Annotated in this window: 17 protein-coding genes; 11 read left to right on the top strand and 6 right to left on the bottom strand. The window is 63.8% G+C overall.

The genetic code is table 11. The annotated features are described in order from the left end of the window. Positions 1–7 precede the first annotated feature (7 nt). The 5 genes from GGQ98_RS14885 to GGQ98_RS14865 form a co-directional block, all read right to left on the bottom strand. Positions 8–1,738: a dihydroxy-acid dehydratase gene (locus GGQ98_RS14885; protein ID WP_184070908.1), complete on the bottom strand. Its 1,731-nt coding sequence runs from the start codon at positions 1,736–1,738 to the stop codon at positions 8–10. Positions 1,739–1,929: 191 nt separating this feature from the next. Then, positions 1,930–3,306: an MFS transporter gene (locus tag GGQ98_RS14880; RefSeq protein ID WP_184070906.1), complete on the bottom strand. Its 1,377-nt coding sequence runs from the start codon at positions 3,304–3,306 to the stop codon at positions 1,930–1,932. A gap of 29 nt (positions 3,307–3,335) precedes the next feature. Beyond that, a complete protein-coding gene (locus GGQ98_RS14875; protein ID WP_184070904.1) occupies positions 3,336–4,004 on the bottom strand; it encodes a GntR family transcriptional regulator in 669 nt (222 codons plus the stop codon). Beyond that, entirely contained in the window at positions 3,997–5,220 is a 1,224-nt protein-coding gene (locus GGQ98_RS14870; protein WP_184070902.1) for a malonyl-CoA decarboxylase domain-containing protein, read from the bottom strand. Before GGQ98_RS14870 ends, GGQ98_RS14875 begins: the two co-directional genes overlap by 8 nt. Further along, positions 5,220–6,737: an AMP-binding protein gene (locus tag GGQ98_RS14865; protein WP_184070900.1), complete on the bottom strand. Its 1,518-nt coding sequence runs from the start codon at positions 6,735–6,737 to the stop codon at positions 5,220–5,222. The genes GGQ98_RS14870 and GGQ98_RS14865 overlap by 1 nt, the downstream gene beginning before the upstream one ends. Before the next feature lie 88 nt (positions 6,738–6,825). On the opposite strand from GGQ98_RS14865, the gene GGQ98_RS14860 reads away from it, so the two are divergent. From GGQ98_RS14860 to GGQ98_RS14810, 11 genes are all read left to right on the top strand, one after another. Further along, positions 6,826–7,704 carry a fumarylacetoacetate hydrolase family protein gene (locus GGQ98_RS14860; protein ID WP_184070898.1) on the top strand — a complete coding sequence of 293 codons (879 nt, stop codon included), beginning with the start codon at positions 6,826–6,828 and terminating at the stop codon, positions 7,702–7,704. A 91-nt stretch (positions 7,705–7,795) separates the two neighbouring features. After that, positions 7,796–8,968, top strand: a complete 1,173-nt coding sequence (locus tag GGQ98_RS14855) for an enolase C-terminal domain-like protein (RefSeq protein ID WP_184070896.1) — start codon at positions 7,796–7,798, stop codon at positions 8,966–8,968. 45 nt (positions 8,969–9,013) lie between these two features. Beyond that, a complete protein-coding gene (locus GGQ98_RS14850; protein WP_207791438.1) occupies positions 9,014–10,810 on the top strand; it encodes a CocE/NonD family hydrolase in 1,797 nt (598 codons plus the stop codon). A 105-nt stretch (positions 10,811–10,915) separates the two neighbouring features. Then, positions 10,916–11,725: a helix-turn-helix transcriptional regulator gene (locus tag GGQ98_RS14845; protein ID WP_207791437.1), complete on the top strand. Its 810-nt coding sequence runs from the start codon at positions 10,916–10,918 to the stop codon at positions 11,723–11,725. A 170-nt stretch (positions 11,726–11,895) separates the two neighbouring features. After that, positions 11,896–13,065 (top strand): acyl-CoA dehydrogenase family protein, encoded by a 1,170-nt coding sequence (locus GGQ98_RS14840; RefSeq protein ID WP_184070894.1) that lies wholly within the window; start codon positions 11,896–11,898, stop codon positions 13,063–13,065. A 10-nt stretch (positions 13,066–13,075) separates the two neighbouring features. Further along, complete coding sequence (locus GGQ98_RS14835; protein ID WP_184070892.1) at positions 13,076–13,876, top strand: TIGR03084 family metal-binding protein; 801 nt, start codon at positions 13,076–13,078, stop codon at positions 13,874–13,876. Next, a complete protein-coding gene (locus GGQ98_RS14830; RefSeq protein ID WP_184070890.1) occupies positions 13,839–14,777 on the top strand; it encodes a phosphatidylglycerol lysyltransferase domain-containing protein in 939 nt (312 codons plus the stop codon). The genes GGQ98_RS14835 and GGQ98_RS14830 overlap by 38 nt, the downstream gene beginning before the upstream one ends. A 162-nt stretch (positions 14,778–14,939) precedes the next feature. Beyond that, positions 14,940–16,517: an acyl-CoA carboxylase subunit beta gene (locus GGQ98_RS14825; protein WP_279380259.1), complete on the top strand. Its 1,578-nt coding sequence runs from the start codon at positions 14,940–14,942 to the stop codon at positions 16,515–16,517. Between the two features lie 29 nt (positions 16,518–16,546). Continuing rightward, positions 16,547–18,535: an acetyl-CoA carboxylase biotin carboxylase subunit gene (locus GGQ98_RS14820; RefSeq protein WP_184070886.1), complete on the top strand. Its 1,989-nt coding sequence runs from the start codon at positions 16,547–16,549 to the stop codon at positions 18,533–18,535. Then, complete coding sequence (locus GGQ98_RS14815) at positions 18,532–19,323, top strand: enoyl-CoA hydratase-related protein (protein ID WP_184070884.1); 792 nt, start codon at positions 18,532–18,534, stop codon at positions 19,321–19,323. The genes GGQ98_RS14820 and GGQ98_RS14815 overlap by 4 nt, the downstream gene beginning before the upstream one ends. A 98-nt stretch (positions 19,324–19,421) precedes the next feature. Then, the gene (locus tag GGQ98_RS14810) at positions 19,422–20,804 is read left to right on the top strand and encodes an FAD-binding oxidoreductase (RefSeq protein WP_184070882.1); all 1,383 of its coding nucleotides are present in this window, start codon (positions 19,422–19,424) and stop codon (positions 20,802–20,804) included. 172 nt (positions 20,805–20,976) lie between these two features. On the opposite strand, the gene GGQ98_RS14805 is transcribed toward GGQ98_RS14810, so the two are convergent. Next, positions 20,977–22,131 (bottom strand): TonB-dependent receptor (locus tag GGQ98_RS14805; protein ID WP_207791435.1); only part of this gene is annotated, 1,155 nt, incomplete at its 5' end.

Here is a 22,131-nt window from a genome sequence, read left to right as displayed (position 1 = left end):
TCGCGTATCAGTGCTGAGCCGCCGGCGCGTCGCTGCCGCTCTTGCCCACCAGAAATTGCAGATCGCAGCCCTCATGGGCCTGGTTGACGGTATCGACGTACAACTTGACGTATCCCCGCGTGACCACAGGGTCGGGGGCTTGCCATGCTGCCAGCCGTTCCTGCAATTCCTGCTCCGAAATGAGCAGTTCAAGCCGCCGCGCGGCAACGTCGAGCTCGATCAAGTCGCCATCGCGCACCACGGCAAGCGCTCCGCCCACGGCCGCCTCGGGCGAAACGTGCAACACCACAGCCCCGAACGACGTTCCGCTCATGCGGGCGTCCGAGATGCGCACCATGTCCGTCACGCCCTGTTTCAGAAGCTTAGCCGGAATCGGCAGCATTCCCAGCTCCGGCATGCCCGGAAAGCCTTTTGGACCACAGTTCTTCAGGACCATCACCGAATCGGGGTCGATATCGAGATCCGGGTCGTCGACCCGCCGCATGAGGTCTTCCTGGTTTTCGAAAACCACTGCGCGCCCCGTGTGCTTGAGCAGTCGCCCTTCGGCAGCCGATGGCTTGATGACGGCGCCGTCGGGGCAAAGATTGCCGCGCAGGATCGCGACCCCCGAATCGGCCATGAAAGGCTTTGCCACGCTATGGATCACCTCCGGATTCCGGCAGATGGCGTCCGCATTGTTCTCGGCCAGCGTCCTGCCGGTCACGGTGAGGGCATCGCCATGCAGGATTCCTGACGCGCACAGGTCGCGGATGATCACCGGCAACCCGCCTGCCTCGTGGAAGTCCTGCATCATGTAGCTGCCGGACGGCTGGAGGTTGAGCAGCGTGGGCACGCCGCGCCCGACCTTGTGCCAATCCTCGATATCCAGCTGCACCTCCATCCGCCGCGCAACCGCCGTCAGATGGATGACGGCATTGGTCGAGCCGCCGATCGCCGCGTTAACCTTTATGGCATTCTCGAACGCTTCGCGGGTGAGCAGTTTGTCGAGCGTCAGATCCTCGCGCACCATGTCGACGATGCGGCGGCCGGCCATGCGCGCCATCACCCTCCGCCGGGCATCCATCGCGGGAATCGAGGCGTTGTCCGGCAGCCCGACGCCCAGCACCTCGACCATAGAGGCCATCGTCGAGGCCGTGCCCATCACGTTGCAGACCCCCACCGTGCGGGTAAGGCAACTCTCCGCCTCCTCGAAATCTGCGTTGGTCGCCCGTCCGGCGCGCATGTCCGCCGCCATTTCCCACGCGTCTTTGATGCCGAAGGGCTTGCCGCGAAAGCTTCCGTTGAACATCGGGCCCGCCGACAGACCGATGGTGGGCAGATTGACGCTGGCAGCACCCATCAGCAGCGCCGGGGTCGTCTTGTCGCAGCCCATGAGCAGAACCACGCCATCCAGCGGATTGCCGCGGAGCGTTTCCTCGACGTCCATGCTGCACAGATTGCGCAGCAGCATGGCTGTCGGCCGGGTGAGCATTTCGCCGGGCGAGGTGACCGGAAACTCCATGGGCACGCCGCCCGCCTCGAGAATGCCTTCGCGGACATATTGCGCCAGGTCGCGGAAGTGCGAGTTGCAAGGGGTCAGCTCCGACCAGGTGTTGCAGATCCCCACCACGGGGCGCCCGTCGAAGTGGTCCATCGGTACGCCGCGACTGCGGACCCAGCTGCGGTTCGCGAAGTTCTGCGCACCGCGCCCTGCGAACCAGGACTGCGACCGCAGCACGCGTTTTCCTTCATTCGGCACAGGCTCGCCTCCGATCGACGGCGGTGGAGCGGACAGCGCGGCAACGCGAACCGCGATGTGTGACTGCGCGCGCCCGGGTCATTCGCACTTTGGCTCGGCTCGGGGCAGGCATGGACAAAGTCTAAGTTTTGCCCGTTCGAAAAGCTTGCGCGTATTGGCTGATCCGCGCCGGCGAGAGACCCGCAAAGCCATCACGCATCGCTCGGCGAAAGCATTCGCCGCTCCAGGACCGCAAGCGCCGGCGCCAGTGCGGCCACCAGCAGGAGCGGTACAGCAGCCACGGACATGGCGACCTGCAGGCCCAGTTGCTGTGACAGCAATGCCGCAGCGATAAGGGGGGCCGCGCTGCTGCCGAGCCGCGAGGCGCCGCCCTTCCAGCCGACCGCTGCGCTGCGCAATGCGGCCGGATAGACGATGGGGGTGAGGATGTTGAGCGACTGATACGTGCCCACCGCGAAGAAGCCGGCGCAGATGATGGCGGCAACGAAGCCCGCGCTTCCGAACGGAAAGACCCCCATCCCGACCAGCGAAAGCGTGCCGATGAGCGCGTAGACCGCGATCACGCGGTAGCGCCCGAAGCGGTCCAGCACGAAACCGGTCGACAGGCTTGCGACGATGGCGGCGAGGCCTCCGACCGAGGCATAAGCGGCGTAGCTTGTGAGCGGTACGGCTCCGAATTCATGGAAGAAGATCGCGCCGAGCGTAAACAGATGCACGCTGATCTGGCCGCAGATGCAGGTCAGCCAGAGCACCAGCGTGAAACCGGCGCGACGGTCGCGAAAGACCTCGATGATCGAAATGCGGCTACCGGTCCGCACTGGCGGCTCGCGGAAGCGGGTGCCGGGGGGGAGCATGATGCCCAGCTTGCGCAGGGCACCGAGAATATGCGCCGGCGATGCGGATTTGCGCGCCAGGTGCAGAGGCGACTCCGGGATGAGGAACAGCACCGGCGCGATGATCAGCAGCGGTGCCAATGCCCCCATCACATACATTCCCTGCCAGCCCACGTGATCGAGCGATACGGCCACGAGCACGCTGGCGAGCACGGTGCCGACGCCGAGGCCCGAATAGACGATGCCAACCATGGCCGAACGCCGTTTGATCGGCGAGATATCGGCAACCAGGCTTGCAACTGCCGGCAGCAACCCGCCGCCCAGCATGCCGGCGACGAAGCGGGTTGCCGCGAATTCGGCAACGCTGCTCACGAACACGCTGAGCAGGGTGACCGCCGATAATAGCGCCAGAAGCACCATCAGCGTGCGCTTGCGACCGTAGGCGTCAACCAGCGGTGACAGGAGCACCCCGCCCAGCGCCTGACCAATGGGCTGCATGGCGAAGGCCCCGGTGAGGCTGGCAGTGGTCACGCCGAGCGTGGCGGCGATCGCGGGCAGGATTTGCCCGGTCACCGCGAGGTCGAACCCGTCGATCAGCAGAACGCAAAGCAGCACGGCCGTCGTGACGATGTGGCCGCGCCGCACCGGCGCCGCGTCGAGCAGAGCACCGAGATCGGCCTTCTCTTTGCGCGTCTCGTCGTCAGGCTCGATTGCGGCGGGGGTGACTTCAGGCATTCAGAGACTTTCGAATTCGAGGATGCAGCTCAGCGCTGCCAATTGTTCGCAACGAGATCGCGCGTACGCCGCAGATGCTCGGTGAGCAGACCCACGGCCTTGTCTTCGTTTCGCGCAATCGCCGCTTCAGCGATCGCCATGTGCTCCTCCTCATCGCCGCGTTGACCGGCGATCGCGCTTCGCGAGATGGCGCGATAGCGCGCTGCCGCGTCGGAGGTCTTCTGGCAGAACGCCTGCATCCAGGATGAGCCGCAGGCGCCGATCAGCGCATTGTGAAACTCGTCGTGGGCGCTTTCCCATTGCTCGCCGCGCAGTCCGGTCTCGACTTCGACAAGACGCGGCGCCCTGCGAAGGCGGTGCAGCATGAGGATAAGGCGCTCTTCCCACTCCTGACCGCCGCGCTGGATCGAGGCCCGAAGCGCGGCTTCGTTCGCCCAGCAGCGCGCGTCGGTCAGATCGTCGAGGTCAGAGAGATCGAGCGACGCCACCCGGAATCCACGCTGGTCCTGCAGCGAGACAAGGCCGTCGCTGACAAGACGGTTCAGCGCTTCCCGAATGGGGCTGGGGCCGATCTTGAGCTCGCTGGCCAGATCATGAACGTGGAGCCGGGCGCCCGGCTGATACCGCCCGACGATGATCGCCTCCCGGATGCGAAGATACGCGGTCGACGCGCGCGTGTTGATCACAGCTTCAACCATGGGCGACGCTCCTGCGAGACTGCACGTCCGATCCGAAGAAAGGCATCCGCATCGGCGTGCGCAAAAGTGAGTTTATCGAGCGCGTCCGGGCGATCCTACCCAGGCGATAGTCCTCCTGCGACTTCTCGATGCGGTCCAGGCGGTAGCGGTAATTGACCATCTGGCCGTAGCTTTCCTCGAGCCCGCTGTCGGAGAGATTCGCGCCCCAGTTGATCCGCTCGACCCGCGCGCCATTGGAGAGATGAAAGTGCGCCACCGGATCTGCCGCGCGGCCTTCCGACGCGCACGTCAGATAACGCGCCGCCGCCCGCCTAAGCGGCAATTCGAGGGCCTTGAAGCTCTCCGGGCTGTCCCACCACCGCGGCATCTCGAGCAACGCTTTGTCTCCATCGGACAAGCCGGTTTTCTCTTCGCCGCTGCGTTCAAGCCAGCGCCTGAAGCCAGGGATTGGCGACAGGGTGGAAAAGGTGGTGAGGCTCGGCAGCTCTTTGTGCAATGCCGTAACGACGCGCTTGATCAGGAGGTTGCCGAAAGGGATGCCGTTCAGGCCTCTCTGGCAGTTGCTGATCGAGTAGAAGATCGCCGTGGTCGGCGCCTGATCCTCGGCGACAGGCGCCTCCAGGATCGCGCTTATGCAGGGGCTTATCTCGCGCGTGAGGGCAACCTGCACGAAGATCAACGGCTCATCGGGCAGGGCGGGATGGAAGAATCCGAAGCAGCGACGATCGGCGGCGAGACGCCGGCGCATGTTTGGCCAGCTCGTGATCGGATGCACCGCCTCGTACTTCATGAGCCGTTCGAGCAGGCTTGCGGGACTGTCCCAATCGATGCGGCGGAGCGTCAGGAAGCCGCCATTGAACCAGGATGTCAGGATCTTTTGCAATTCACGTTCGAGCTGCGCCAGCTCCGGCCGGGATTTCGCGAGCGCCAGCAGTCTGCGCCGAAGGTCGACGAGCAATGCCGTCCCGCGCTCCGCGAGGTTGAGCTGATGGATGACAGTCTGCCATTCCGCGCGCAGTTCGTTCGCGACGACGGCGAAATATTCACCGAGCCTGCCATCGTCGAGCCCGCTCAATTCGGCGGCGAGGGCGTTGGCGACATGCGGGCCGGCCGCATCCCCGCTCCCCCTGGCCAACTGGCGGGTGAGAGCGATTGCCGACGGCGAGGCCGGTGACAGCGAGCGCTTCAGCAGTGCCTGGAAGTCTGGAAGGTGCATCACGCCGCTACCGATGCGAACAGGGCGGCATGCGCATTGCGGAGCGCCGCCTTTTCAACCTTTCCCATCGTGTTGCGCGGCAGATCGTCGGTGAACACGACCGCCTTGGGCACCTTGAACGCGGCCAGTTCCCCCTTGAGCGCGCGGATGACAGCCTCCGCGTCGCCGCGTTCGCCCGGCTGCAAGCGGACGACCGCCACCACCGCTTCCCCGAAGTCCGCGTGAGGAACACCGATAACGGCGCTCTCATCAACGCCGGCGAGCGCATCGATGGCCGCCTCGACCTCACTCGGGTAGACGTTGAGGCCGCCGCTGATCACCATGTCCTTCGCACGACCGACGAGATGCAGGTAGCCCTCGCCGTCGACCCGCCCGAGGTCGCCGGTGATGAAGAAGCCGTCCGGCCGAAACTCGGCCCGCGTCTTCTCCGGCATCCGCCAGTAGCCGCAGAACACGCCCGGCCCTCGCACCTCCACCGAACCGATCGTGTTCGCAGGCAGTGCCGATCCGTCGTCACCTGCGATCCGCATGTCGACACCCGGCAGGGGCAGGCCGACCGCGCCGCGGCGAATTCCGGCGCCGGGAAGGTTGGAGGCGATGACCCCGCATTCCGACATCCCGTAACGCTCGAGCAGCGCCCTGCCGGTCCTCTCCTCGAACGCATCGAATGTTTCGAGCAGCAGCGGCGCCGATCCGGAAATGCAAAGCCGAAGACCCTTCGTCGCCTCCCGTTCGAAGCGGGCCTCGCCGAGAAGGCGGACATAATAGGTCGGCACACCCATGAAGACCGTTGCGCCGGGCAATGCGTCGAGGACCAGCGTTATGTCGAAGCGCGGCAGCAGCCGTATGCACGTGCCGGCGAGCAAAGCCGTGTTCAGGGAGATGAACAGCCCGTGGATGTGGAACAGCGGCAGCGCGTGGACCAGCACATCGCTTCGCGACATGTCCCAGATCCGGCCGAGCGCAAGCGCATTGCTGAGCAGATTGGCCTGGCTGAGCATCGCGCCCTTGGATCGCCCGGTGGTGCCGGACGTGTAGATCATGGCGGCGAGAGCGTGGTCCTCGACCAGGGCGGCATCAACAGTGGCCTTGATGCCGCTCGCCTGATCCGAGAATGTGCCTTCGCCGTTGGCATCCAGCGTCAGCAGCTGCGCGCCTGCGCCATGAACCATCGGCGCATATTCGTCCGCGGCGGACGGATCGCAGATAACGAGCCCGGGCGATGCGTCATCGAGAAAGTATGCGAATTCCTTCGTGCGATAGCCCGTGTTGAGGGGCACAAACACCGCGCCCTGTCGGAGCACGGCAAGATAGAGGAATACCGCCTCCAGGGATTTCTCGACCTGGACGAGGACACGGTCCCCGGCGCCCACCCCTGATGCTGCGAGCACGCCTGCGGCTGCCTCGGCCCCCGCGATGACATCACCGCCATGCAGGGCACGCCCAGCCCATTCGATGATCGTCGCGTCGCCAGCACGGCACAGCGCTTCCTCCAACGCTGCATACACTCCCGCCATCCAATATCCTCCGAAAGGGGGTTGCGTCCTTTCATAATATCGATATTTTTGAACTTCAATCAGTTTTATCGTTATCCTAGGGGGCTGCGTGCGGTTCATCTTATTTCTCGACTGCGAAGATGTGCGGAGCGGTGTGGTCGTCGACGGCGATGTCGTCGATCTCGCCGCGCTGGGAATACCGGGTACGGCCAGCCTTCTCGACGTGCTTCGCGGCGGGCCCGACGCGCTGGTCGCGATCAGGTCGGCGCTTTCCCGAACCGTGCCGCCCAGGCCGCTGAACGGCCTGAAGCTGCTCGCGCCGGTCCCGGCGTCGGGAAAGAACATATTCTGCGTCGGCCGTAACTACCTCGGCCATGTGGAGGAGGGGTATCGCGCACGCGGACTGGCGATCGACGTCCCGCAGGCGCCGCAGATCTTCACGAAGCCGCGCACGGCGCTTGCCGCCGCCGGCGAAGCGCTGAGTTTCGAGAAGCGCGTCAGCGATCGCATGGACTATGAAGGCGAACTCGGCATCATCATCGGCAAGGGCGGCCGCGATATCGCGCCGGAACACGCGATGGATCACGTGTTCGGATACACTGTCATCAATGACATCACCGCCCGCGACCTGCAGCGCAGGCACGACCAATGGTTCAAGGGGAAGAGCCTGGACCAGTCCTGCCCGATGGGGCCCTGGATCGTCACCCGCGACGAGGTGACGGATATCGGTTCGGTTGAGATCCGCACCACCGTGAACGGCGAGACTCGCCAGTGTGCCAGGGTGTCGCAGATGATCTTCGACATCCCGACCATTCTGGCCGAACTTTCGAAAGGCATGACACTTGAGCCCGGCGACATCATCGCCTCCGGTACGCCCGAAGGCGTCGGCTATGCGATGGCCACGCCTCAATTCCTCGCCGACGGCGATATCGTGACTGTCACGATCAGCGGCATCGGCGAACTCTCAAATCGCATCGCATTGCGCTGACCATGGCGGCGCCATCATCCCCAGGGGTCAACACGATGCCCGCAACAGCGCCTCACAGAGTCGATCATCGAATGGAAGAGACAATTTAATCATGCGCATCCTGGACATACGCGAGGCGGCGCTGCCGATGCGAAGCGACCTTCGCAATTCGGTCTTCTCGTTCGCCGAGATGACCGTATCGGTCGTGGCGGTGCTGACCGACCGCGTCGTCGACGGCGCACCGGTCGTAGGATACGCCTTCAACTCGATCGGGCGCTATGCGTGCGGCGACACGATGCGGGCTAGGTTCATACCAAGACTGCTGTGCACACCGCCCGACGACCTCCTCGACCGGGATGGCTTTATCGATCCGGCCAGGGCGGTGCGATCGATGCTGGTCGGCGAGAAGCCGGGCGGCGATGCTGCGCGGGCGGTCCCGATCGGCACGATAGAAACCGCCTTGTGGGACGCCGTGGCCAAGGCGCGGCGCGTTCCGCTGGCGGAGCTCATCTCGCAAACGTGGCGACAACGCCCGATGGAAGCACGGGTGCCCTGCTACGTGGGTGGAGGATGGTACAAACCAGACAGCAAGCCCGGCGATGTGACCGACGAACTCCAGCGCCACCTGGACGCCGGCTATACGCACATGAAAATCAAGGTCGGCGGCTTGTCGCTGGCGGAGGACGTCGGCCGTGTCGAGGAGGGGCTGAAGCTCCTCGGTGATCCGCAGCGCCTGTCTGTCGATGCCAACGGTCGATTCTCGGTCGAAGAGGCGCTCGATTACGCCCGCGCTCTCGCGCCGTTCGCATTGCGCTGGTTCGAGGAGCCTTGCCATCCGAACGACTTCTCCGCCTCGGCCGCCGTGGCGGACGCGTATTCGGGCGCGCTTGCCGGCGGGGAGAACCTGTTCAGCCCACACGAGGTGTGGAACCAGGTCCGCTTCGGCGGATGGCGCAGTGACCGCGACTATCTGCAGATGGACCCGCCCCAGTTCTACGGCGTCGGCACCTATGCCGACCTCGTGAGGGATCTCGCGGCGGAGGGATGGGACGTCAGCCGGCACTTCCCGCACGGCGGCAACCAGATGTCGCTGGCGCTGGTGGCGGGCCTAGGGCTCGGCGGCTGCGAGGCCTATCCCGGATTCTTCGGGGCATTCGGCGGCTATGCGGACGACTGTGAGGTGTCCGACGGTTCGATGCCCTCCCCGCAGCGCCCAGGCATCGGCTTCGAGGGGCAGAGCCGCCTCTACGCCCTGATGCGCGGGGTGGCGACCGGCTGGGTTTGAGACATGCGCGCCGACGGAAAATCTGAACCTTGAGGGAGTATTTCAATGAGTGACGTTAGTGCGAACAACTCCAGCACCGACTCCGCGCTGTCCGATGAAATGCCCGAGGCGGTCCACGCGGACGGCATGCGCATCATCTGGGACGCGCCGATCCCGATGCGTGACGGCGTCGTCGTGCGCGCCGACATCTTCCTTCCCGAGGCGCCGGGCCAGTATGCCGCGCTGATTTCCTACGGTGCATACGGCAAGGGCGTGCCGATGCAGGTGGGATACAAGAGCGCCTATGACCGCATGGTGAGCGCGTATCCCGACATCACAGAAGGATCGACGAACAAATACATGAACTGGGAAGTCGTCGACCCCGAAAAGTGGGTGCCGGACGATTTCATCTGCATCCGCGTCGACAGCCGCGGGGCGGGGCGCTCGCCAGGCCTGCTTGACCCCACGTCCGAGCAGGAAACCCTGGACATCTGCGATTGCATTGAATGGGTCGCAGCGCAGCCGTGGAGCAACGGCAAGGTCGGGATGAACGGCATCTCGTATTACGCAACCAACCAATTCAAGGTCGCAGCGCTGCGACCTCCCCACCTTGCCGCCATCTGCGTTTGGGAAGGGTTCGTAGACGCCTATCGGGACGCTGCGCGGCACGGCGGAATATTGTCGCAGTTCGGGGCCGGCTGGTTTGATCGCCAGGTGCTGAAGATTCAGCATGGGTACGGTAATCGGGGCATTCGCAATCCCAACAACGGCGAGTTGGTCAGCGGACCAGAGACGCTGTCGGAGGAAGAACTCGCGGCGAATCGTGCCGTACCGATGACCGATCCGGTCCTCAATCATCCTCTCGATGACGACTTCTATGCCCCGATGAAACCCGATGTCAGCCGGATCGAAGTCCCGCTGTTGTCCGCAGCCAATTGGGGTGGGATGGGCGTTCATCCGCGCGGGAACTTCGAAGGCTATCTCGATGCCGGTTCCCGTCAGAAGTGGCTCGAGGTGCATGGCGACACCCACTTCAGCCCATTCTATCGTGCGGAGGGCGTAGCGCTGCAGAAGCGCTTCCTCGGGCACTTCCTGCAGGGCAAGGATACAGGCTGGGATCGTCAGCCGCCGGTGCAGTTGCAGATACGTCGGCCAGGGGAACATTTCACCATTCGCGACGAGCAGGAATGGCCGCTCGCGCGGACGCAGTGGACCAAATATTATCTCGATCCTGCCACGCGCAACCTGACCACCGCGCCGAGCGCCGGCGGCAGCGTCTCGTACAGCACCACGGATGACGGGATCACCTTTACCCTGCCGCCGGCTGACGAGGAGCTGGAGATCACCGGCCCCGTGGCCGCCAGATTGGTGGTGTCGTCACAAACCGTGGATGCCGACATCTTTCTGGCGTTGCGGCTGTTTGCGCCGGACGGGAAGGAAGTTCTGTTCATCGGTTCGAACGATCCGCGCGTTCCCATCGGTTTGGGCTGGCTGCGCGCGTCGCATCGCAAGCTGGATGAGGCCAAGTCGCTGCCCTATCGCCCCTATCATACGCACGACGAGTTGCAGCCTCTCGAGCCGGGCAAGCCTGTCGTGCTCGACATCGAAATCCTGCCCACCAGCATCGTGGTGCCTGCGGGCTACACTCTGGCGTTGAACATCCGCGGCTGCGACTATGACCACGGTCTGGGCGACGCCGGTTTCCCCGGCCAGCCCTATCCGATGACCGGCGTCGGCCCGTTTCGTCATGCCGATCCCCGGGACCGACCGCCGGAAATCTTCAATGGGGAAAACACGCTGCATTTCGAGCAGGGTCGAGAACCCTACCTCCTTCTGCCCATCATTCCGTCGAAGGAGGCCTGAGCCGGCGTCGGCCAGCTGGCCCCTGCCCTCCGCGGGCGGGTTGCCGGATCGTAACACGAGGGGGACGCTGAAGGTGATCCCGCCGTATTTTTGGGGAGATGTTCCATGGCAGCAGCCAGTTCGTTTGTTCCGCAGCGCTTCACGGCCGCCGACCGCGTCATGTGGATCACGCCGGATCGGGTCTTCTATGCCGGACTGCTCGGCGAACCCTCCATGCATTCGCGGGGCGCCCTCATCGCCTATGTCGCAATCGATGGCCGGCTGCGGGTGCGGATTGATGGAGGTGAATGGCAGTCGGCCGAAGTCGCGATCATCCAGCCTTATGTTCCTCACGAGGTCGCGTGCGAGGCCCGCCACGTCCTCAACGTGTCGATCGAACCCGAAACGGTCGATATGGATCAACTCCCGTCTCTGCTTCGCGGTTGCGGTGCGGCGCATGCTCCCGAATTTGCCGCGCATGTTCGCAACGTGCATCGGCGATTGGTCGCCCCGGGCGGGGCGCTGGATCTGCAGCCGTCCGATTTTGATCCGGCCTTCTTCGGCGAGGCGCTGCCTCCACGCGCGCTCGACCGGCGCATCACGACGGTGCTGGAGAACATCAGGAACAACCCTTCGGGGCCCGGCGCCGCAGCAGAGTGCGCGTCGATGGTGAACCTTTCGTTCTCGCGTTTCCTCCATCTGTTCAAGGAGGAGGTCGGCATTCCGTTCCGCAACGTGCGCACCTGGAAACGCGCCCGCAGCCTGCTGCACCACGTCCACTCCAACAGCAATTTACTGCACGTTGCGCTGGACATAGGCTACCCTGATTCAACACACTTCAGCCACTCGATCCGCCAAGTCTATGGCCTGAAACCCAAGGACATCATCGCGGGCTCCCGCAAACTCCGCATCATCGCGCACGCACCGGCGCATTAGTCACCGTGCACAGTCCTCATCCGAGCACTCCAGCCAATCTGCGCAAGACGCGCATCTTCGCTCCGGGCGAGGCTGCGATCAAGTGTGCAGCCCGAACTCCAGACACATTCCTGCCCGACGTCCTGAAGATCAGCGGCCAAGGCGCAGCACCAAGCAAGAGCGACTGAGTCATGATCGAAACACGTCCCATGCCCCACTATTTCAGTGCTGAACACGAACAGTACCGGTCGTCCCTTCGCGACTTTGTCGACCGGGAGATCGCCCCGTTCGTCAACGACTGGGACGAGTCCGAAACATTTCCTCGAGACCTCTATCGAAAATTCGGCGAACTGGGGGCGCTGGGCATCGGCTACGCCGAAGACCTTGGCGGCACGCCTGCGGACATCTTCTATCACCTCATCACGTCGGAAGAGGTGGCGCGCGCGGGTTGCGGCGGATTGTCTGCCTCTCTCCTGTCCCACACCATCGGCCTGCCGCCCGTGGCTGCGTACGGGAGCGAAGCGCTCAAACGGCGGGTGGTGCCGCCCGTGCTCGCCGGCGAAAAGATTTCGGCATTGGCAGTGACCGAGCCGGGCGGCGGGTCCGATGTCGCCTCGCTCAAGTGCACGGCAGTGCGCGATGGCGAGCATTATGTGCTGAGCGGCGAGAAGACGTTCATCACATCCGGCATGCGCGCCGACTTCATCACCGTCGCGGTGCGGACAGGCCCGGGATCAAAGGGCGCCGGCGGCGTGTCGGCCCTCCTTGTGGATGCGGATACGCCTGGCCTGACCCGCACGGCGCTGAAGAAGATGGGCTGGTGGTGCTCCGACACAGCCCATCTGCACTTCGAGAATGTTCGCGTGCCGGTCGGTAATCTTCTGGGAACCGAGCACGAGGGCTTCAAGGTTTTCATGAAGAACTTCAACAGCGAGCGGCTGTCGATGTCGGTCGCCGCCTGCGCCTACGCGCAGGTTTGCCTGGACGAGGCGCTGGCATGGGCGCGTGACCGGGTGACGTTCGGGCAGCCGCTGTCCCACCGGCAGGTTATCCGCCACAAGCTTGTGGACATGGCGCTGAAGGTCGATGCGGCCCGCACGTTCGTCTACGAGCTGGCGTGGCAACTCGAGCATAGGCACGGCGACCCGGAGCATCTCGTTGCCCGGGCATGCATGGCGAAGATTCTCTCGACGCAGGCCATGCAGTTCTGCGCCGACCAGGCGGTCCAGATCCTCGGCGGCATGGGCTATATGCGCGGCACGCGCTCCGAGCGTATCTACCGCGAGGCGAAGGTGATGATCATCGGTGGCGGCTCCGAAGAAATCCTCAAAGACCTGACAGCCCGGCAGCTGGGCATCTGAAGGGCCTCTCATGAAAGACCTTACTGCCGACCTGATGACGGAATATCGCCAGCTGGCGGACCTGTGTGCAACCCTGTCTCCCGAGCAATGGCAGCAGCGCACGGACTTCTATGGCTGGACGCCATGGGACGAGATCGCGCACCTGCTGTTCTTCGATGAAGCCGCATTGCAAGCGGCGAACGACCCGGCGCGCTTCGCAGCCAACACCGCCGCTCTCGCACGGGAGCTTGCCACGGGAGAGGAGCTGAGCGCCATAACCCGCCGCCGCTTCAGCCATCTGGAAGGCGCAGCCCTTTTGGCGCTTTGGCGCGAGCGGCATGTAGCGGTGGTGGCGACGCTCGCCGGCATGGACGCCAAAGCGCGCATCCCCTGGTACGGCCCGACGATGAGCGCCCGGTCGTTCGCAACCGCGCGCGTGATGGAAACCTGGGCGCACGGTCAGGACATCTGGGACATGCTGGGGCGAGAGCGGGAGCCGGGCCCCGGTCTGAGGCATATCGCGCATCTGGGCGCGACGACCTATGGCTGGACGTTCGTCAATCGAAATCTGCCCATCCCCCAATCCACGCCCTACCTGGAACTTCAGGCGCCCGGTGGGAACCAATGGGTGTGGGGCGAGCCCTCGGAAGAGAACTATGTGCGCGGCCCGGCGCTCGACTTCGCCCTGCTCGTGACACAGCGGCGCAATCGCGCCGACACCGGACTGACGTGGGCCGGGGAAGCGGCCGACCAATGGACCCGGTTTGCCCAGTGCTTCGCCGGCGAACCTGCCGATGGCCCGCTACCCGGTGCGCGCACCTCGCGACGCTGAGCCGCGCGTGGCAGGCTCCGACGGCGTCGAACTGACCCTGGCGCTCGCGCCGCGGATCGCGCCCTCGCTGGCCCGGCGCAGAGAAGGCCTGGCCGAGCGCACACCGGCCGATCTCACCTTCGGCAACCTCTGGCTGTTTCGCGGCGCGCACCAGTGGCGCTGGCACGACGGGCCGTGGCCATGCATCAGCGGCGTGACCTACGACGGTCAACGGTCGGCGTTGCCGCTGTTCGACCTGCGGACTGTGCCGAGGGACGTCCTGCATTCTCTCGCGGCCCGGCATGGCGCCCTCTTCCCTTTATGCGAGCGCGAGGCCGGAGCTGTTCGCACGGCGGGCTTCGAACTGGCGAGCCATCGCGACGACGCGGACTACGTTTACCGGGCGGAGGCGTTTCGCAGCTATCAGGGGCGCGCACTGCGGAAGAAGGCCAATCTCATGGCGCAGCTGCTGGCAGCGCACGTCGTGGACGTCGAACCTTACGGCCCCCACGTGCGCGATGTCGCCCAAGGCGTGCTCGGCGGCTGGATGCAGGACAAGGGCAAGGCGCCGGGGGACGCGGACGAAGCCGCCTGTCGCGATGCCCTGGGTTTCGCGCCGGAGCTGCGACTGCAGGGTTTCCTGTATCGCGCAGACGGACAGCCGGCCGGCTTCCTGCTGGCCGAGCCGCTGCAGGACGGCGTCTGGGCGATCCGGTTTGCAAAGGGGTTGGCGCGTTTCAAGGGCATCGCCCAGTACATGTTCCACCATTTCGCGTGCCATGGCGGTTGCGGTGGAAACCCTGCGGTCGACTGGCTCAATTTCGAGCAGGATCTGGGCCTCGCCAACTTCCGGCGAACGAAGATGAGCTATCGGCCGGCGTTTCTGCTTCCCAAATGGCGTCTCCTGCCGCCCACGGCATAGCGCAGCGCGCTATCTATCGACCACTTCGCACAAGACCGCATCGAGCAGCGAACCTACGCTTGGCGATATTGCCCAAAGCCGAGACCGAACCAAGCAGCCATGCCTCAAATCGAATCCACGATCTCCACGTCGTCTGCGATCTACACGACCAATCGCGACCACATGCTCGCGCTGATCGAAAGGGTGCGCGTTTACGAAGGCAGGACGCAGTCGAAGTCTGCCGCCTCTCGCGAACGCTTCGAAAAGCGAGAGCAGCTGTTGCCGCGCGAACGCCTCTCGCTGTTGCTCGATCCGGGCGCCCCCTTTCTGGAATTATCGACGCTCGCAGGCCTAGGCCTCGACATTCCCGATCTTAGCGCGAGCGTTCCCGATCTTAGCGCGAGCGTTCCCGGTGGCGGCGTGATTGCAGGCATAGGCTTCGTGAGCGGCATCCGATGCATGGTGTGCGCCAGCGATTCGGGCATCGACGCGGGCGCGCTGCAGCCGATGGGTCTGGAGAAGCAGCTTCGCATCCAGGAAATCGCGCTGGAGAACAAGCTGCCCTACGTCCAGCTGGTGGAAAGCGCCGGCGCCAACCTCATGCAGTACCGCGTCGAGGCGTTCGTGCACGCCGGCAATGTCTTCCGCAACCTCGCGCGCCTGTCGGCGGCGGGCTTGCCGGTGGTGACCGTCACGCACGGATCGTCCACCGCCGGCGGCGCATATCAAACCGGCCTGTCGGACTACATCATCTTGGTTCGGGGGCGCTCGCGGGCGTTCCTTGCAGGCCCGCCGCTGCTCAAGGCGGCCACGGGCGAGATCGCGACCGAAGAGGAACTGGGCGGCGCGGTAATGCACGCATCCGTGTCGGGGCTCGGCGATTACCTGGCGGAGGACGATCGTGACGGCTTGCGCATCGCGCGTGAGATCATCGCGCAGATCGACTGGAACCGCAGCCTTCCCAAGGAGCCTCCACGGCCACACAAGCTGCCGCGCTACGACGCCGAAGAGCTTCTGGGAATCATGCCGGCGGATCACAAGCGACCGGTGGACATGCGGCAGGTGATCGCACGCATTGCTGACGATTCCGAGTTCCTGGAATTCGGGGCCGACTATGGCAGCGCCACCGTCTGCGGGCATTTCAAGATCGAAGGCTATTCCGTCGGCGTGATCACCAACAACGGACCGATCGATACCGCCGGCTCGTCGAAGGCCACGCATTTCATCCAGGCCTGCTGCCAATCCCGCACACCGATCCTGTATCTGAACAACATCACCGGTTTCATGGTGGGCCGCTCCCACGAGGAGGCGGGGATCATCAAGCACGGTTCCAAGATGATCCAGGCGGTGACCAGCGCAACGGTGCCGCAGATCACGATCTACTGCGGCGCGTCTTACGGCGCAGGCAACTACGCCATGTGTGGCCGTGGTTTCCATCCGCGCTTCTGCTTCAGCTGGCCCAACGCCAAGACGGCGGTGATGGGCGGCGAGCAAGCCGCGCAGACGATGCGCATCGTCAGCGAAGCCGGCATGCGTCGCAAGGGACAGGTGGACGAGGCCAGGCTGGATGCGATGTCGGCGCGCATCGTCGATCTGTTCGACAGTCAGATGAGCGTATTCACCACCAGCGCCCATTTGCTGGACGACGGCGTTATCGATCCGCGCGACACGCGCGCCGTGCTGGCCAACGTGCTCGCGGTCTGCCGCGAGGCCGAGGTGCGCAACCCGCAGGCCATGCAGTTCTCGGTCGCCCGCCCGTGACCGAATCCAAGACAAATCAGGCCAGTTCCATGACCGCTTCGACGCCGTTTTCCAAGGTTCTGATCGCCAATCGCGGCGAGATCGCACTGCGCGTGATCCGCACTGCGCGGGCGCTCGGCTATCGAACCGTAGCCGTATACTCCACGGCGGACGCGCAGGCCGCTCACGTCACCGCCGCAGACCATGCGGTATGTATCGGTGATCCGCTGCCAGCGCAGTCCTATCTGTGCATTTCCGCCCTCATCGATGCGGCGCGGGTCAGCCGGGCTGACGCGGTGCATCCAGGCTACGGCTTCCTGGCGGAGAACGAAGAGTTTGCGGCGGCCTGTCGCGCGGCAGGTCTGGTCTTCATCGGCCCTTCGCCCGAGGCGATCCGCGCCATGGGCGACAAGGCCGGCGGCAAGGAATTGATGATCGCGGCCGGTGTCCCGTGCATTCCCGGCTATCAGGGCGAGGGCCAGAGCGAAGAGCGCCTGTCTGACGAGGCTGCCCGCATCGGCTACCCGGTCATGATAAAAGCGACATCCGGCGGCGGCGGCCGCGGCATGCGGCTGGTGCCTTCGGGCGCTGAATTCACGGACCTGCTTCGAAGTGCCCAGTCCGAAGCCAGGAATGCGTTCGGCGATGCGACCGTCATCCTGGAGCGCGCGATCGTCGAGCCGCGCCACGTCGAGATCCAGGTCTTTGCCGATCGGTATGGCAACGCGGTGCATCTGGGCGAGCGGGACTGTTCCGTGCAGCGGCGCCACCAGAAAGTGATCGAGGAAGCGCCGTCCCCGGCGGTGGATGCGGAACTGCGCGCGCGCATGGGGGCCGCCGCCGTTACCGCCGCCAAGGCGATTGCCTACGAAGGCGCGGGAACGCTGGAGTTCCTGCTGGACCGTGACGGCAATTACTATTTCATGGAAATGAACACGCGGCTGCAGGTTGAGCATCCCGTGACGGAAGCCATCACCGGTCTGGATCTGGTCGAGTGGCAGCTGCGCGTGGCGGCGGGCGAAACGCTTCCGCTTGCCCAGGACGAGATTCGCTTTTCCGGCCACGCCATAGAGGTGCGCCTGTGTGCTGAGGACGTGCGCGCCGGATTCATGCCCCAGAGCGGCACGATGCGGAGGTGGGATGTGCCCGGCGGATTGCGGGTGGACCATGGCCTGCGCTCGGGGACGTCGATCCCGCCATTCTACGATTCCATGATCGCCAAGCTGATTGCGCACGGCAAGACACGCGAGGAAGCGCGCCGGCGCTTGATCCGCGGCATTGAAGATACCGTGGCGCTCGGCGTGCAAACGAACCAGGAATTCCTGGCGCGCTGCCTGTCGCATCCCGTCTTCGCGGCCGGCGAAGCGACCACGGCGTTCATCGCCCAGCACGAGGCAGACCTGATTCCACCGGACGAAATGGCGGCGGAAAAGGCCATCGTGGTCGGTGCCTGGCTGCTCCAGGAAACAGGGCCGCATGCGCACCATGGAGCGAGCGGCCGCAGCCTGGCCCACACGTTGCTGCTGGGCATGCGTTTCGCGCTTGATGGCGCGCAGCGTGTGGTGAGCATTGCTCAGCTACAGCCGCAGCTTTTCAAGGTCGCGGCGGACGGGAAAGACTACGCACTCGAATCCGTTTCGATCGACAATGGCGAGGCGCGATTCATCCTCGACGGCGTAATGGAGAGCGTCGCGTATGACCGGGATGGCTCCAGTCTGTGGTTTCGCCTTGGGGGCCGGCCTCACGTTCTGGATGACCACACCCGCGCTGCGGCTTCGCGCAAGGACGAAGGGGATGGCGATGGGCGCGTGCGCGCGTCGATGACCGGACGGGTTCTGGCCGTCTTCGCGGCAGCAGGCGACACGGTGCAGTCTGGCCAGCCTCTGCTGACTCTCGAAGCGATGAAGATGGAACATGTCCATACCGCGCCGGTGCAAGGCGTCATCACGGAGATACTGGTCGCCATCGGCGATCAGGTGCAGGCGCAGCGCGTGGTCGTCGAGATCCTGCCGGATAAAGCACAAGGAGCAGGGACGTGAGCGACTGGTCCCGCCCCGAGGCGGACGTCGTTCACGAAAAACGCGAACGATCCTTCTGGATCACCATCAACCGCCCGGACAAGCGAAACGCCCTTAATGCAGGCATCATTTGCGGCATACGAGACGGCTTGCGCTTCGCCCACGCCGATCCCGAGGTACGGGTGATCGTCATGACCGCCGCCGGCGAAAAGGCGTTCTGCGCCGGTGCCGACCTGCAACAGGGCAAGGGATTCGCGTTCGATTTCTCGCGCCCCAACACGGACTACGCCGACCTGCTGCGGGAGGCGCAGAATGCCACCTTGCCGATCGTAGCCCGGGTAAACGGCACCTGCATGGCCGGAGGCATGGGGCTGCTCTGCATGGCCGACGTTGCGGTGGCGGCCGACCATGCGCTGTTCGGTCTGCCCGAAGTGAAGGTCGGTGTGTTTCCAATGCAAGTGCTCAGCCTGCTGCAAGGCCTGGTTCCGATGCGGACCGTGCGCGAATGGGCACTCACCGGCGAGCCGTTTTCAGCTGAAGACGCGCGCCAGGCCGGACTGGTCAATCACGTCGTTCCCCAATCGGAGCTGGACATCAAGACACAGTGGCTGGTCGACCGACTTGTCGACAAGTCGCCCACGGCGATCCGGTGGGGCAAGTCCGCAATGCGTGCGATCTCGGCCATGTCGTTCGACCAGGCGATTGCCTACACCGAAAGCCAGATTGCGCTGTTGCCCATGACGGAAGATGCACGCGAAGGCATCGCTGCTTTCCAGGAGAAGCGCAGTCCGAATTGGACAGGGCGTTGAGCCCGCGGCGCGGCCTGTTTCCGCGCCTGCATCGCCTTTGGTTTCGCGGGTTCCCGAATGCGCTGAAGTAACCTTCGGCACCTGCCGGGAGAATGACGATGGATTTTTTGGAACAGATTCGCGCCGTCGTCGGTGATGGCGGCCTTATAACCGGGGAGGATGTGGCCGCCCGCCCGGCGGACTGGCTTGGACGCAGCTGTGTCGAGGCCAAGGCGATCGTCCGACCGCGTTCGACACAGGAAGTGTCGGAGGTGATGAAGCTCTGCTATGCGGCGAAGCAGACCATTGTACCGGCAGGCGGCCTCACCGGTCTCGTCCACGGCCAGCTTTCGCGACCCGAAGATATTCAGGTCTCGTTCGAACGCATGCGCGCGATCGAATCGATCGATCCGGTCGGCCGAACGATCACGGTCCAATCGGGCGTGCCGCTGCAGGCGGTGCACGAAGCGGTGGCCGAACATGGACTGATCTATGGCGTTGACCTGGGTGCGCGCGGATCATGCACGATCGGCGGCAACATCTCGACCAACGCGGGGGGCAACAGCGTCCTTCGCTACGGCATGACGCGCGACAATGTTCTCGGCCTCGAAGCGGTGCTCGCTGACGGAACGATCATTTCGTCGATGAACACGCTCCTCAAGAACAACACTGCTTACGATCTCAAGCAACTGTTCATCGGCAGCGAAGGCACGCTGGGCCTCGTCACCCGCGCCGTCCTGCGTCTCCACCCCGCCCCGGCCAGCGAGGCGACCGCAATCGTCGCTCTCGACAGTTTCGAACAGCTCAAGAACTTTTTTGCTCTGGCCGGTGCCCGCCTCGGCAGCCTGTTGCGCTCGTTCGAAGCGATGTGGGACAGCTATTATAATCTGATCGGTATCCAGAGCGGTCGCCACCAACCCCCGCTTCCAACCGGGCACGCGATGTACGTCGTCATCGAGATCGCCGGCACCGATCCGCAGCGCGACGACGCGCTGTTCACCGAAATGCTTGGCGACGCGCTCAAGCAGGGCATCCTGGCCGATGCGGTGATCGCTTTGTCGAAGGCGCAACGCGATGCGATCTGGGCGATCCGGGAGGATGTTGAAGGCCAGATTCACATGATGACACCCGGCGTCACTTTCGACGTCAGCCTGCCGATCAAGAAGATGCAGGATTATATCGATGGGCTGAAGGCCACGCTCCGCGAAACCTGCGGCAAAGAGGCGCTGATGGTCGTTTTTGGCCACATTGGCGACAACAACCTTCACATCAACGTTTCACCCCGCCCGTGGAACGAACATGCAAAACATGCGGCCGAGGCGATGGTCTATCGCCCGCTTGCCGCATTTGGCGGATCGATCTCGGCCGAACACGGCATCGGCATCGACAAACGCGAGTGGCTGCCGTTGTCGCGCAACCCGGCCGAGCTGACCATGATGCGCCAGATCAAGGCGACGCTCGATCCGCTGAATCTCATCAATCCCGGCAAAGTGCTCGGCTAGAATCTGACGCCGGTCGCGCGCGCTGGGTCTTTGTTGCCGCACCGTTGTTCATGCAGTATCAGCGCCCACTTTTCCGCACGATGCTCCAGTCGCGACGACCATTCTGTAAAATCAAAAAAACACCAGCGATCCGAAGACCGCTGGTGCGTTTCATCATCCTGAGTTGATGGGATTAATACTTCCAGCGCAGCGTCGCACCATAGGTGCGCGGTGTGTTGAATGCACCAAAGATTACCCCGCTAAAGTCGGTTTGAAACGTACGGGTCCGTTCATTGGTCAAGTTCTTACCCCACACGGAAAAACTCCAGCGCTTGTCCGCCGTGGTGAATACGGCCCGCGCATCCACGAAATGAGTGGGATCTCGGGTTTGACGCGGGTTGTTGTTGAAGTCGTCGAAAATTCTGCTCTCGTAAGCATAATCAGCAGAGAAATCCAATTCTGCACCAGAGGCCAATGCCATTGTATAGGATGGCGAAATTGTGAGTTTGTGGGCAGGAATACTTCTCAAACGGTTGCCCGCATAGCTGACAGGTACACCTGATTCCAGAGTATCGAACCTGGTCAGCCGGTCATGCGTGTACGCATAGACTGCGCCGAGTACAAAACCGCCGCCGACACGCCACGTCAGTTCAGATTCAAGGCCCCAGATTTCCGCCTGCGCGCTCTCCGCACGGACGCCGGTTCCGGTTGGAAGGCGAACCTGCAGATCCTTGTACTTTATAAAGTAGAGCGAGTTGTTGAAGATCACGCGGCGGTCAAAGAGCGTGGCGCGCTGACCGATTTCGAAGTTGGTTGCGTATTCCGGGTTGAACGAGATTGCCGCGTCGATCGCGTCAGTTGGCGTATCCTGGAAACCGCCGCTCTTGTAGCCCTTCGATGCCGATGCATAGAGCATGATATCGCTGTTAAGGTGCCAGTCCGCACCTAAGCGCCAGGTAAGCGCTTTCCATTTATCCCGACCCGTTCCGACAAAGGATCCGGTTGGATCTTCAATGAAGAATGTGCCTGGAGCGTTGGTGTTTCCAATGGTCACCACCCGCTTTTTGTCAATCGTATACCGCAGACCGCCGAAGATATTGATGGCATCATTCACAGGAACCGTCACATCGCCATAGGCAGCATAGCTGTCGGCGTCCGCATGCTGGTCAATCAGATCCGTAAAGGTAGGCGGTTCGCCAAGAAAAACGGAAAGTTCGGCCAAGTTGTCGCGGCGGGTGTCGATATGGTAATTATAGCCCGTCTTATTCACCGGGAGCATGGGATGGGGTTGGCGGACGTGGTGTAAGTTACTGATCTGGAATAGAGAACGGGTGCTTACGCCATCCCT

It is taken from the genome of Sphingosinicella soli, from assembly GCF_014199685.1.
Taxonomy (GTDB): Bacteria; Pseudomonadota; Alphaproteobacteria; order Sphingomonadales; family Sphingomonadaceae; genus Sphingosinicella; species Sphingosinicella soli.
This window is presented reverse-complemented; position numbering and strand designations above follow the sequence as displayed.

Bases quoted from the DNA above. Each gene is read 5' to 3' on its own strand.
- GGQ98_RS14865 (WP_184070900.1), bottom strand. From the start codon at position 6,737: ATGGCGGGAGTGTATGCAGCGTTGGAGGAAGCGCTGTGCCGTGCTGGC.
- GGQ98_RS14845 (WP_207791437.1), top strand. From the start codon at position 10,916: ATGGCAGCAGCCAGTTCGTTTGTTCCGCAGCGCTTCACGGCCGCCGAC.
- GGQ98_RS14830 (WP_184070890.1), top strand. From the start codon at position 13,839: ATGGCCCGCTACCCGGTGCGCGCACCTCGCGACGCTGAGCCGCGCGTG.
- GGQ98_RS14850 (WP_207791438.1), top strand. From the start codon at position 9,014: ATGAGTGACGTTAGTGCGAACAACTCCAGCACCGACTCCGCGCTGTCC.
- GGQ98_RS14820 (WP_184070886.1), top strand. From the start codon at position 16,547: ATGACCGCTTCGACGCCGTTTTCCAAGGTTCTGATCGCCAATCGCGGC.
- GGQ98_RS14855 (WP_184070896.1), top strand. From the start codon at position 7,796: ATGCGCATCCTGGACATACGCGAGGCGGCGCTGCCGATGCGAAGCGAC.
- GGQ98_RS14835 (WP_184070892.1), top strand. From the start codon at position 13,076: ATGAAAGACCTTACTGCCGACCTGATGACGGAATATCGCCAGCTGGCG.
- GGQ98_RS14870 (WP_184070902.1), bottom strand. From the start codon at position 5,220: ATGCACCTTCCAGACTTCCAGGCACTGCTGAAGCGCTCGCTGTCACCG.
- GGQ98_RS14825 (WP_279380259.1), top strand. From the start codon at position 14,940: ATGCTCGCGCTGATCGAAAGGGTGCGCGTTTACGAAGGCAGGACGCAG.
- GGQ98_RS14875 (WP_184070904.1), bottom strand. From the start codon at position 4,004: ATGGTTGAAGCTGTGATCAACACGCGCGCGTCGACCGCGTATCTTCGC.
- GGQ98_RS14840 (WP_184070894.1), top strand. From the start codon at position 11,896: ATGATCGAAACACGTCCCATGCCCCACTATTTCAGTGCTGAACACGAA.
- GGQ98_RS14810 (WP_184070882.1), top strand. From the start codon at position 19,422: ATGGATTTTTTGGAACAGATTCGCGCCGTCGTCGGTGATGGCGGCCTT.
- GGQ98_RS14880 (WP_184070906.1), bottom strand. From the start codon at position 3,306: ATGCCTGAAGTCACCCCCGCCGCAATCGAGCCTGACGACGAGACGCGC.